This is a genomic window from Microcoleus sp. CAWBG640 (assembly GCF_020883015.1).
Classification (GTDB): domain Bacteria; phylum Cyanobacteriota; class Cyanobacteriia; order Cyanobacteriales; family Microcoleaceae; genus Microcoleus; species Microcoleus anatoxicus.
The window spans coordinates 1-12,454 of sequence record NZ_JAHRFC010000111.1 but is presented as its reverse complement, the minus strand read 5'-3'; the positions used below and the strand labels follow the sequence as shown (position 1 = coordinate 12,454).

Genomic DNA, 12,454 nt, shown 5'->3' with positions numbered 1-12,454 from the left:
TGCCAGAATTGCCGGCCGAAAAGCGCGATCGCTACGAAACTCAACTGAGTCTTTCTCCCTATGACGCGCGGGTGTTGACTGATGACAAAGCAGTAGCAGAGTATTTTGAGGAGGCGATCGCCGCTGGTGCTGCGCCTAAGCAAGCTGCCAATTGGGTGATGGGCGATATCACTGCTTATCTCAAAAACGAACAAGTGGCGATCGGCGAAATTCCTTTCAAACCAGATAATTTGGCCCAACTGCTGAAGCTAATTGAGACAGGCACCATCAGTGGCAAAATCGCTAAGGATATTTTACCGGAGTTGCTAGCCAAGGGCGGTTCTGCACAACAGTTGGTTGAGAGCAAGGGTTTGATCCAAATTTCCGATACTGGTGCGCTCGATCGGGCGATCGATGCAGTTTTGGCAGCCAATCCCAAGGAGCTCGAACAGTACCGGGCGGGCAAAACTAAGCTGTTGGGCTTTTTTGTCGGCAAGGTGATGAAGGAGACTGGTGGTAGGGCAGATCCCAAATTGACCAATGAGTTGCTAGCCAACAAGCTCAACGGCTAAGCAATGAGGAGACGGCACGTGCCCAAAGCGTGTCAACTTAAGGTAGAACCCATAGTCCGGCAGGGAATGAATTCCCTGCCTCAAAGCGAAAGTCCTCTGAAGAGGACTTTAGCTATTAGACAGGGGTTTAAACCCCTGGCGGACTGGCGGGCTTTCCTGGGAGAATTGGCGGGCTGACAGCTTAAGTTGACACCAATGGGTACTGCCGTGTCCTAATTTCTGATTATATTTTTTTGATAAAGGGGGTTGACCCCTCATGGCAGATATGATATCTTGTGTTATGTAGATGCACCCTGATGGCAAGGAGAGTCGCTGAGGCGGCTCTCTATTTTTTGGCAATTTTTCCTTGTTGGCTTTTTATTAATTACCCATTAACGATTAATATCGACTTTAGTTAAATGACTAATTTTGATTATTATGAGCCCACAAGCTAATGAGCTAATCAAACAGGGAATTTCCCAATATCAGCTACGCGAATTTGAAGCCGCCCTGGAATCTTGGGGACAGGCGCTGAGTCTGTATCGGGAAATCGATGACAAACGTCGATCGGGTGCGGCGCTGGGAAATATGGGAGTTGCTTATGAAGCCCTGGGAGATTTGGCGCGTGCGATCGACTGCTATCAACAGCATTTGGTGTTAGCGCGGGAAATTGGCGATCGCCGCGGTGAGGCGAATGCTTTGGGCAATTTGGGCAATGCTTGCTGTGCTCAGTCGAACTTTGACGGTGCGATTGAATACCAGCAGCAGCGTTTGGCGATCGCCCGCGAAACGGGAGACAATCGCGGGGAAGAAGAAGCTTTGGGTAATTTGGCCTTAGCTTTCGATGCCAAAGGAGATTTGCCTGGTGCGCTCCAGTGCTATCATCAGCAGTTGGAGCTCGCCCACGCGATCGCAGACGATCGCATTGAACGCCACGCCCTCAAGAATTTGAAGCTAGCTTACAAGTATTTAGCAAATTACGAGCAAGCTAACTACTACCGACAGCAACAATTGGCGATCGTGCGACAAATGTTTTTAAGTCAGCAAAATAACGATTTTGTACAACTTGCAGAAATGGTTGGTTTGAATCCGGTGGAAGATTTTGCCGGAGCAGATTTAAGCAATTTTGATTTGCAATATGCTGATTTTGCCGGAGCAAATTTGCGGAATGCAAACCTCAGCGGTGTTGATTTTACCCTAGCAGATCTCAGCGGTGCTTTGCTGAGCGGTGCTCTGTTAATTAATGCTACTTTATGCAATGCTAATTTGCGTGATAGCGAACTCAATGATGCTGATTTAAGCGGTGCTGATTTGCGGACAAAGTTGCCACGGGCGAATTTAGAAAATGCCAATTTAACTAACGCAAATTTGAGCAGTGCTTATTTACCCAATGCGAATTTGGCTGGTGCCAACTTGCAGGGTGCTGATTTCCGAAATTCTGATATGAGCGGTGTTAATTTGAGCGGTGCAACTTTGAATGGTGCTGATTTGAGCCGTGCGGATTTGAAAAATATTGTGGTAAAAAATGCCAAGTTTGCTGGTTGTTTGGGTATTTCTGAGGGGGTGAAGGTTGAGTTGATGGAGCGGGGCGGAATTTTTGAGTAGAATGGATAGTGTTGGTAATTGTAAAGGGTCAGAAAAGCTATGACTAGCGTAACTGCAAAACGATTCTCGATCGCCGAATATCACCGTTTGGCAGAACTGGGATTTTTTGAGTCCGATAACCGATTTGAATTGATTCGCGGAGAAATTATCAAAATGGCTGCTAAAGGTAGGTTTCACTCGGTTTGTAACTCCCGGCTGTTTGGAAAATTGTATTCCCTGCTAGAAGACAGAGCGATTGTGCGCGGTCAGGAACCGATTATTTTGTCTGCTGATAGCGAACCAGAGCCTGATGTTGCGATCGCACGTAATTGTTCAGACAATTATTTATCTTCTCACCCGGAGCCTGCTGATATTTTGTTGGTAATTGAGGTTTCTGATTCTACTTTGAAGTACGATCGGAACACTAAATTGTCTCTCTATGCTGAATCGGGAATTTCTGATTATTGGATATTTAATTTGGTAGATATTCAACTGGAAATGCACACCGAACCTTATCAGAAACAAAGAGGTGGTTTCGATTATCGAGTCAAACGAGTGGTTTTGCCGAATGAGGTTGTGGTAATTCCGGGTTTCCCAGATTTGTCTCTCGATTTATCTGCGGTATTTCCGGCGCAGATGGGTGATTGAAGGTGAGGAGTGCGTAGGCCGGGGCCGGGGCGTAGCCATCGCCCGGATTGATGATATGATGCAAAAGTGCGATTGAACTCTTCACCAAAGTAGCCCTATGACTGCTCAAACTCTCGCCCCGCCCGAACAAATCGTCCAGCTATCGGGTATCAGTTGGCAAACTTACGAAACTTTGCTTGCCGAAATTGGCGATCGGCCAATTCGACTGACATATAATCGTGGCAATTTGAAAATTATGGTACCTTCTCCTGAACACGAACGTTTCAAAACAATAATGGGTCGATTTGTGGAAACCTTAGCGGAAGAATTAGATGTAAAAATTGAACCTCTTGGCTCTACCACATTCAAGCGTCCTGAACTTAGCGGTGCAGAACCTGATGAATGTTTTTATATCCAGAATATTAGTGCAATTAAAGGCAAAAAAAGACTCGATATGAGTCAAGATCCGCCACCGGATTTAGTGGTGGAAATTGATATTACCAGTAGTTCGGAAAATAGCTTGCAGGTTTATGCCGATCTGGGAGTGCCGGAAGTTTGGATCTATAATGGATCGCGACTCAAAATAAACAGATTAGAAAATGGAGAATATGTTAATTGCGAGATCAGTTTAGCATTTCCCAGTGTGGCTGTTTTAGAGATTGTCACATTTCTGGAACAAGCAGAAACAATGGATTATTTGGAATTAGTGAAAGCATTTCGGACTTGGGTAAAAAGCCAAATTCAGCAAAACTAAGGAATCGCAGATAAAATTTAAAAAAATTTACAACTTAAACAGACAAAAAAAGGCTGTGTTGTGATAAATTAGAGATTATAAACTAATTTAAATCTAAACTACAGGCTGGTAGTGCCAGCAATTCTACCCGATATGCGATCGCTACATCACAACAAATACCCAGACTGCTTGTGGATGCAATTAGAAGCAGTTCCGATTCAGAAGAGTGCAACCGAGCTCCAGCACCTCAATCTTTACTTGAGCATCAATTTTAACGAACATTGGCAACCGCTGCTAGGCGGGCGAGTCAAATTTGGACTGCAAGGAGGTACGCTCAAGCTAAATTTGACAAACTGCGAAATTCCCCTAGCATCGCGTCAATTAGTCGGCGATTTAAACCTAGAACCCGCAGAAACTCAGCCAATTCAAAACAGTATAGAAATTTTAGTGACCGAAAATCGGCAGGAAATTAGCGACGACCCGAACCCCAATAAAATCGCACAACAAATAGACGAAACTGACGGCACTTCCTGTCATGTTTCAACAATAGGCGACGATACAAGTCCAGCTTGGGTTTTTGAGTTGGAACGAGGAAAGCCAGTCTTAAAAGGCTTGCTAACCAGTGCTAAATTGGGAGAAATTACAGCCACTAACTACCGTATTGATGCTACATTTGAAGTAACAAAAGAAGATGTTCATATCACAGATGCTGAGGGTTTGTGGCCGCACGACATCACCCCAAATCAACATTCGGTTTTAGAAAGAATACTGACAGTATATCTGCAAGCAAATCAACTCCAACCTGCTCTCAGTTGGGCGCTATTGTGCTGCGATTCATCGGCGGTTGAAAAAGGCGAGGAGGCATTCTTCTCTCAGTCATCAGCCGAATTGCAGAAAATGGTCGATCGCATTATCTCCGCCAAAACCGAAGATTTTGCAGAGTTGGCAAAAATCGCCAATCTCAATCCAGCACAGGATTTCGCGGGCGCTAACCTGCGCGGAACTACGTTGAGTGCCGTTGATTTTAGTAGTGCAAATCTCGATCGGGCAAATTTCCGTGGTGCAGACTTAAGCGACGCCGATTTCAGCGACGCCAACCTGCAAAATGCCAAATTCAGCGGTGCAGATTTGAGTGGCGCTTTCTTCGGAAATGCCGATTTGAAAGGTGCAGATTTGTACAAAGCAAGTCTCGCTTTAGCTAATCTTAGCGGTGCGAATTTGTGCAATGCAAATTTGGTAGAAGTCAACCTCACAAATGCAAATCTGGGCGGTGCGAATGTCGAGTCAGCCAGATTCGGGAATAACTCAGGACTTGCGGAGGAGATGAAAGTGAATTTACAGCAGCGGGGAGCAATTTTTGAGGAAGTTTAGTCGCTAAGTGCGATCGAGCTTTCATCCATCCGTCTCCCTTGTGGCACGGGCGTCCCGCCTGTGCGATGGAATTGAACATCATTTACTTTGTTTGTGCAGTTAAACTACCCCTAATGAAAACTGTTGTCTCTTAATCCCTAGGCTTGTAACTAAATTTCTAGATCGCACTGAACCGTAGCTGTTAAGATTGTAAACAGGCATTTCTTGCCAACACTGACGACAAAACCAGTAGACTTGACTCTGGCGAACGTGGCGGAGCATTTGATTCGAGCAGCAGGGACAGCCTGTCATAAAAACCTCTATTTTAAAAAAAGTGTATTTCTCTCTTGTTGCCAAGTGCTGTAACCAGGGTTGAAGCACCACTTCTATGAATCTAGAGGTAAGAAATAAAGATTTGGTAAAGAATACAAGGTTTTTAAGAAATTGATTCAAATCTAAATTTTTCGTAAGAATAGTCAGAAGATTTTTGGAACCAACTAATATCATTTCCGTTTGCATCGGAATTATTAGTAACCAAAATTAGGAGACGGCAGTGCCCATTAGTGTCAACTTAGGCCTGAAACCCTTGAGAAATCTCGTTTATATCCGAGTCCAGATCCCCCTAAATCCCCACCCCCCCTAGCCCCCCCCAAGGGGGGAAGGGGGACTTTGAGAAGACTCCTGTCCCCCCCTTCTTGCTCCCCTCCTCGGAGGGGCTGGGGGTGGGTTCTCTTTGCTAGGGGGGATCTAAGTTTAATAGTCAAACAACAGTCTCTGACTGGATTTGACCTTAAGTTGACACCAATGGGCAGTGCCGTGTCCCTACCCAAAATAACATTGTAGGGACACGGCACTGCCGTCTCCTCTGTTATTCCGGTGCAACCGGAATTGATATCAGTTGTCAGGAATTGGTAAAGATTCAGCGATCTTTACCAAATTTCACAAAGATTATTAAAGTTATTCTTCCCATCCCAAAATCTTTGCCACTTCTTCTTTCAGGGTGATGACTGAGAATGGTTTGGGAATTACCCCGGTAACGCCCATCTTGGCAAATTTGGCCCGATCGCTCGGCAAGACTTTCGCTGTCAGCAGAATCACCGGAATTGATCGCGTCATCGGATTGGACTGGAGGCGATCGTACACGGCAATCCCATCCATTCCCGGCATTGATACATCCAGCAAAATCGCTGATGGTCGTTCTGTTTCTAGGATTTGTAAACATTCTTTTCCTGATGCCGCCACCAGGGTATTCCATCCCGCGAGGTCTTCCAGGCACAACTTTACCAGTTCCCGGAGGTGTTCATCATCATCAACGATCAGAATTTGCTTGCCTATCATCTTGTTTTCGCGCAGGAGAGTCCCATCACAATTAACCACTTCCAAAGCATTCATTTAGTCTGCTCCTACTATGCAAAGAGCTTTTAACTGCATAACAGGAGACTAAATAGCAACGGTAAGGAATTGGTAAAGATTCAGTATTTGTTACAAAATTTCACAAAGTTTGTTAAACCTAAGATCTTGCACCATTCTGAAGAACAGGCAAGATGCCTGTTCCACAAGAAAGTTCACTCTTTGTGGAACAGGCATCTTGCCTGTTCATAAAATCAATCATCCCATCCCAAAATGTCTGCGACTTCTGCTGTCAGGGTGGTGGGTTGGATCGGTTTGGAAATTACCCCGGTAACGCCCATCTCGGCAAATTTAGCCCGATCGCTCGGCAACACTTTCGCTGTCAGCAGAATCACTGGAATCGATCGCGTCATCGGATTGGACTGGAGGCGATCGTACACAGCAACCCCATCCATCCCAGGCATAGATACATCCAACAAAATAGCACTAGGTCGTTCTGTTTTGAGTATTTCCAAACATTGCTCTCCCGATCGGGCCACCAGCGTTTCCCATCCTCCTAAATCTTCTAGGCACGCCTGCACCAGTTCCCGGAGGTGTTCATCATCATCAACAACTAGAATTCGTCTGTCTATCATGCAATTTGGGATTTGAGATTTGAGATTTGGGATTAACCCTAAAATTCAATGGTAGGCAAAGGTAGGGTAAAGAAAAAAGTGCTGCCTTCACCTAAGCTACTTTCAGCCCAGATTTTTCCGCCATGTCGCTCAATAATACTCTGACAAATTGACAACCCTAACCCAGTTCCTCCTTTTTCACGGGAATCGGAGGCATCAACTTGCTGAAATCGGCCAAAAATCAGTTCTAGCTGATCCGCAGGAATGCCCCGCCCCCGATCGCAGACTTGGAATAGCACAAAGTCTGTCTGGATTTCGGCGCTGAGGTGGATTGTGGACTGGGCGGGCGAGAATTTAAGAGCATTACCGAGCAAATTTGTCAAGGTTTGGATAATAGTATCTGGGGCGGCCCAGACTTCTACATCGGTGGGGGTAAAAGTTAGGGTGATCTGCTCTTGAGTCGCGATCGCCTGTATCCGCTCAATTGCTTGCTGCATCAAATCTGCTGCTTTGCAAACAGTTTTCTCCAAAACCGCCCGCCCGGAGTCTATGCGCTCCAAATCTAAAATATCATTAACCAGGTTCACCAAACGATGAGTATCGAGTAGGGCAATTTCAATCATCCGTCGGGCTTTTTCTGGCTTTTTATCGTAAATCCCAGTTTGTATTAGTCCCAGTGACATTTGAATTGCTGTCAAAGGGGTGCGAAGTTCATGGCTGACAATACCAATAAATTCATCTTTAATCTCATCAACTTTTTTGCGCTCAGTAATATCTTCACCAATGCTGATATTGCCAATGATATTTGACTCGGCATCTTGCAGCGTTGTACTGTTCCAAGCAATGAATCTTTCTTCACCGGATTTAGTCAAGATCGAATTCCGATAATAGGGATGAGCATTGTGGGTCAAGACTTCCGAGAAAACGGTTTTAAGTGATTCTTGACTAGCAGGAGGTAAGAAGTTTTCAAACCAATTTTCGCCCAAAACTTCTAGGTTTGTATATCCCGTAAGTTTTAAGAAGAAAGGATTAACGTAATTGACATTTCCCCCTATATCAAGTCCGACAACAATTAACTGCACGTTATCCAGCAGCGATCGCCAACGTCGTTCGGCTTCTCTGATTGTGGCTTCTGCTTGCTGGCGCTCTTGCAGTTCGATCTGAAGTTGTTCGTAGAGTTCCGATTGCTGAATTGCGATCGCCAATTGGCTGGCAATCTGTTCTAGCAATTCTACTTCCCAAGATTGCCAATTGCGAGGCGCAGTATTTTGGTAGATGACTAACAATCCCCAGAGAAATTCTCCCGCAAATATCGGAACTGCCATGTATGCTTTGGCTTGAAACTGTTCCAATAGTTGGATATGACATGGATGAAGTCCCGCCGCATCAATATCTCCAATTACAAAGTTTTCATGATTGCGAAAACGACCTCCTTGAGTTTCTTGCAGATAGATATCTTCACAAGCTTTTTGAATATTGCATCCGATCAATTTTACCCAATCTTCACCAACTGACTCCACCACAAAATCGCCACTCCAATCCAGATTAAAGCGGTAAATAGCAGCGCGATCGGTTTGTAATGTCTGCCTGACTTCAGCCACAGCAGTATTCAGAATTACATTCAGATCTAAAGATTGGCGAATCCCTTGAGTAATCCTCCAGAGTAACTTTTCCTGTTGGAATTTTTGTAGTAAGGCTGTTTCTGCTTGTTTGCGATCGCTAATATCAAATAAGCTAGAACGACTCATTAAAAAATTACCTGCATCATCTTTAACCGCGCTGGCATTTAGGCTGATCCATCGGGTAGATCCATCCTTATGCAACATCTGAAACTCCAGATTTTCGATCCATCCTTGTGCTTTGAACAGGGGCAAAATTTGATAATAAATACTTTGACTTTCAGTTGTAACTAAATCGGTAAACTTCTTTTTGTGCAGAATTTCATCACGGGTATAGCCAAGCCACTTCAGTTCCGTATCATTCATCTGAACTATAGTCCCTTCTGCATCTACGGAGTGATAGCCGCAGGGAGCATTGTTGTAGAGGTCTTCTAGCAGTTGTGATTGTTCATCTAACCGTTGATAGGCGTGTTCTTTTTCTAGTAAGGTAACTAACAGGCGATCGTTTACCTCGGTTAGTTCTGCTGTTCGTTCTATTACCCGTTGTTCTAGTTCGGTATTTAGTTGTTTTATGGCCATTTCTGCTAGTTTGCGCTCCCTCAGTTCCGTTTGTAACTGTTCCAATAAATCGGCTTGTTGAATGGCTATGCCTGATTGAGTTACCACCTGTTGCAACAGTTCAATTTCTGAAGGTTGCCACTGGCGAGGAGCAGTACAATGATGAGCAGCCAGTAACCCCCACAATTTATCTCCTTTGACAATGGGAACTACTAAATTTGCCCTGACTTGTAAAGTTTCTAGAAATTCGATGTGACAGGGGCTAATTCCAGAATTATAGATATCCGATTTTGCCGTAATTAAACCTTTTCTGAATGGCTCAGCATAATCTTTCCCAATACAAGGGTCATAAATCAGCACCGGTAAAATAGCCATACAGCCATCAGCCACCGACTCGACAACAACTTTCCCACCCCAGTCATCAGAAAATTGAAAAACAATCACGCGATCGCACTGAAGAATGTTTCTGACTTCCTTTACCGTAGTATTGAGTATATCCTCTAATTTGAGGGATTCCCGGATAGAAAGTGCTGTTTTTGCCAGTAGTTGCTGTTGCTTTTGTTGCCATTCGCGTTCTCGAATTAGTTGGTTTTGTCGCAGGATATAGCTAATGGATTTCTGCAAGATTTGAGGGGTAATCTGGCTTTTGTCTAAATAATCCTGAGCACCACTTTTGAGTAAATCAACGGCAATTTGGAGATTTCCCTGACCTGTGAACATAATCACGGGCAGGGTATTTCGCCCAGTCAGTTGCTGGAGTTGCTGCAACAACTCTAACCCATCCATATCGGGTAACAAGTAATCGAGTAGAAAAATATCTGGGATTTTCTGCTGACACCATTCGAGAGCATCTTCGCCGTTATCAAATTCGACAATCTCGTAGGTGCGATCGCGATCTTCCCTCAAATATCGTCGGTAGGTAGCGCGATCGACTTCTGAATCATCTATCAACAGAATGGTGTATTGTCCTGGGACCTCAAGGCGATCGGCTAAACTGACAGAGGGAGCGGTCAAATTTGCCACTACGGGTGTGATCTGTGGTAGGTGAGTTTCGGGATGCGATCGCCCCGTCTGCTTGAAAGTCGCGACTTCCCCCCGCAAAAGTTCTAATTCAGCAATCAGTTGGTCTTGAGTTTTGTTGCGATCGTCCATATTATCCTCTGCTTTTTTCTACTTGGTTCTAGTCTGAAAATAAAATGTTTTGCCTTTAAACTAACTTAGGATAATTCCGGTAAAATTGAAAATTCAAACCAATATCGAAATAAAGTGTTTAGCGTATCCGTTAAAGCCGATATTCCCATTGGTTTTAATAGATAACCATTCACCCCGTGGGCATAGCAAAATTTTACATCCTTTTGATTAAAAGATGTGGTAAAAACCACAACCGGAATTAAACTTAATTTCTGTTTAGTTCTGATGGTTGCTAATACCTCTCGTCCATCGGTTCCGGGTAAGTTTAAATCTAAGATAATTAAATTAGGACGAGGGGCGAGTTCCGGATCGGCATAACTTTCTTCTTGAAGCAAAAATTCTAAAGCTGTATCGCCATCCTCACAGCGGTAAATCGAGAATGAACCCGGAAACGTTTTGACAACCCGCTGGAAGGCTTCATAATCTTCATCACTATCTTCGATCACTAATATGCTGATAGGTTTATCCTCATTTTTCATTTGGCGCTGTCATAGTAAAATAAAATGTCGTTCCTTCCTTGTATTTTGATTCTAACCAAATTTGTCCTCCATGTCGTTCGACAATTTTTTTAACAATCGTTAATCCTGCCCCGGTGCCACCTCCATATTTATTTGGGGCGTGCAAGCGTTTAAAAATCCGAAAAATGGTATCTAAATGTTTTTCTTTGATGCCAATTCCATTGTCTTTGACATAAAAAACCGGGAGGTTTTGGTGAAAACAAGGATGCTCGAGGGATGCCCAATCGGGTTTCTCCATTATACACCCAATTTCTATGCGTTTTTCATGGCGATCGTTATACTTGATCGCATTACTAATTAAGTTCACAAAAATTTCTTCGGTTAAAACGCGATCGCCTTTAATTTGCAGACTTTTAGGAATTTTGATCGAGATTTGAAAATCCGATTGATTGATTTTAATCAAGTCGATAACATTAGTAACTAAATTATTTAAATCGATGTTATTTCGGTTTATATCCGCACGAGACAAGCGCGAAAAATGCAGTAAAGCATTAATTAAATTCTCCATGCGCTTGGTTAAGTCCATTAATGTATTTAATTTATTAACCCCGTCTTCCTCTAATTTGTCCTGATAATCTGCCAACAAAAAACTGGCATAATTGTGAATTCCCCTTAACGGTTCTTTCAGATCGTGAGAAGCAATGTAAGCAAAAGCATCCAATTCATTATTACTGCGCTGCAAATCTTCATTAATCGAGGCTAACTCATCGGCTTTTTTCAGAATTATGCCGACAATACTGCTGCGTAATTCAACTATGCCATCAATTTCATTAGCTTGCCAGGGTAAGCTTTTTAATTGCACAATCTCCTGCCACTTTTCAAAAGATTTACGCGGGGACATTCTGTGATTTCCCTCCTCATCAATTGTTTCATGCTTATCAGGATTGCCTCCCCAATCTACAGTTTGAATTACTTCAGGACGAAACCATAAAATGAAATTCCGTTGTATCTTAGTAATAGATGCAACAATTAAACCACAAGCTAAGTCTTTAAACTCTACTGCTGGGGGATAGACTTGAGGCAGACAGTCCGTATAATAAAAATTATTTTGCAGAAGAGGAACAACCCAATCTATTAATTGATTAATCTCATTTTCTGAAGGAGTTTTCCCAAATAGCCTGACTAAATCATCAGAAATGATGGCTGCACCTGTGGCATTAACCAAGCTTAACAAACGATCTCGATCTCGTCCTACCGCCTCGACGAAATCCTCAGCTTGATAAATACTTTCCACAAAATCAGATTGCAGGTTTTTTAGCCGAATTTTGTCATCTAAATTCTCGTTTTCTTCTTTGTTACTTAATTCAAGGGACATGATTTGTCCGATAAATTCACAAATTGTTCTGGTTTGATAGGGCAGATATTTGGGCGTGTTATTATGGCAAGCAATTAAGCCCCATAATTGATTGTTTTTTAATAATGAAATAGACATAGATGCGCCCACTTTCATATTTTGTAAATATTCAATATGAATGGGAGAAACACTTCTCAAAACAGAAAAGCTCAAATCGGGAGAAGCATTTGTTAGGGGACAATGAGTGGGAATTAAAGCAGCCGGATGATAATTGATGTTCGGAATTAAGCGTATTTTATTCAAACGATAGAGTTCTTTTGATGATTTGGGAATATCGCTATCGGGAAAACGCAAACCTAAATAGGGCTTGCTGAATATATCGATCGCACTTGACGTGGCCTGGGTTTCGATCGCGCGATCGAGAGTTTAGTGCAAGATAAACAGGTAAAATAGAGCAAAACCCGTGCATAACCACCTGCGATCGTG

General features: G+C 43.4%; 9 protein-coding genes and 1 pseudogene. 5 read left to right on the top strand and 5 right to left on the bottom strand.

What is annotated here, in order from left to right; all coding sequences use genetic code 11:
* From AAFP11_RS27410 to AAFP11_RS27390, 5 genes and pseudogenes are all read left to right on the top strand, one after another.
* Positions 1 to 551, top strand: a pseudogene (locus AAFP11_RS27410) (Asp-tRNA(Asn)/Glu-tRNA(Gln) amidotransferase GatCAB subunit B); the annotation flags it as partial.
* A 417-nt stretch (positions 552 to 968) separates the two neighbouring features.
* Positions 969 to 2,135: a pentapeptide repeat-containing protein gene (locus AAFP11_RS27405; RefSeq protein ID WP_341739868.1), complete on the top strand. Its 1,167-nt coding sequence runs from the start codon at positions 969 to 971 to the stop codon at positions 2,133 to 2,135.
* A gap of 39 nt (positions 2,136 to 2,174) precedes the next feature.
* The gene (locus tag AAFP11_RS27400) at positions 2,175 to 2,762 is read left to right on the top strand and encodes a Uma2 family endonuclease (protein WP_341739867.1); all 588 of its coding nucleotides are present in this window, start codon (positions 2,175 to 2,177) and stop codon (positions 2,760 to 2,762) included.
* A gap of 97 nt (positions 2,763 to 2,859) precedes the next feature.
* Positions 2,860 to 3,495, top strand: coding sequence for a Uma2 family endonuclease (locus tag AAFP11_RS27395; protein ID WP_341739866.1), 636 nt, complete (start codon positions 2,860 to 2,862; stop codon positions 3,493 to 3,495).
* A gap of 111 nt (positions 3,496 to 3,606) precedes the next feature.
* Positions 3,607 to 4,845, top strand: coding sequence for a pentapeptide repeat-containing protein (locus AAFP11_RS27390; RefSeq protein ID WP_341739865.1), 1,239 nt, complete (start codon positions 3,607 to 3,609; stop codon positions 4,843 to 4,845).
* Positions 4,846 to 5,781: 936 nt separating this feature from the next.
* Here AAFP11_RS27390 and AAFP11_RS27385 read toward each other — a convergent pair.
* The 5 genes from AAFP11_RS27385 to AAFP11_RS27365 form a co-directional block, all read right to left on the bottom strand.
* Entirely contained in the window at positions 5,782 to 6,162 is a 381-nt protein-coding gene (locus AAFP11_RS27385; RefSeq protein ID WP_341739869.1) for a response regulator, read from the bottom strand.
* A 266-nt stretch (positions 6,163 to 6,428) separates the two neighbouring features.
* Positions 6,429 to 6,809 carry a response regulator gene (locus tag AAFP11_RS27380; RefSeq protein ID WP_341739864.1) on the bottom strand — a complete coding sequence of 127 codons (381 nt, stop codon included), beginning with the start codon at positions 6,807 to 6,809 and terminating at the stop codon, positions 6,429 to 6,431.
* Between the two features lie 38 nt (positions 6,810 to 6,847).
* On the bottom strand, positions 6,848 to 10,117 hold the full coding sequence (locus AAFP11_RS27375) for a GAF domain-containing protein (protein ID WP_341739863.1): 3,270 nt from the start codon (positions 10,115 to 10,117) through the stop codon (positions 6,848 to 6,850).
* A 65-nt stretch (positions 10,118 to 10,182) separates the two neighbouring features.
* A complete protein-coding gene (locus AAFP11_RS27370; protein ID WP_341739862.1) occupies positions 10,183 to 10,635 on the bottom strand; it encodes a response regulator in 453 nt (150 codons plus the stop codon).
* Entirely contained in the window at positions 10,625 to 12,271 is a 1,647-nt protein-coding gene (locus AAFP11_RS27365; protein WP_341739861.1) for an ATP-binding protein, read from the bottom strand. The genes AAFP11_RS27370 and AAFP11_RS27365 overlap by 11 nt, the downstream gene beginning before the upstream one ends.
* Positions 12,272 to 12,454 lie beyond the last annotated feature (183 nt).

Coding starts and splice junctions, on each gene's coding strand:
- AAFP11_RS27405 (WP_341739868.1), top strand. CDS start 969: ATGAGCCCACAAGCTAATGAGCTAATCAAACAGGGAATTTCCCAATAT.
- AAFP11_RS27400 (WP_341739867.1), top strand. CDS start 2,175: ATGACTAGCGTAACTGCAAAACGATTCTCGATCGCCGAATATCACCGT.
- AAFP11_RS27395 (WP_341739866.1), top strand. CDS start 2,860: ATGACTGCTCAAACTCTCGCCCCGCCCGAACAAATCGTCCAGCTATCG.
- AAFP11_RS27385 (WP_341739869.1), bottom strand. CDS start 6,162: ATGATAGGCAAGCAAATTCTGATCGTTGATGATGATGAACACCTCCGG.
- AAFP11_RS27380 (WP_341739864.1), bottom strand. CDS start 6,809: ATGATAGACAGACGAATTCTAGTTGTTGATGATGATGAACACCTCCGG.
- AAFP11_RS27375 (WP_341739863.1), bottom strand. CDS start 10,117: ATGGACGATCGCAACAAAACTCAAGACCAACTGATTGCTGAATTAGAA.
- AAFP11_RS27370 (WP_341739862.1), bottom strand. CDS start 10,635: ATGAAAAATGAGGATAAACCTATCAGCATATTAGTGATCGAAGATAGT.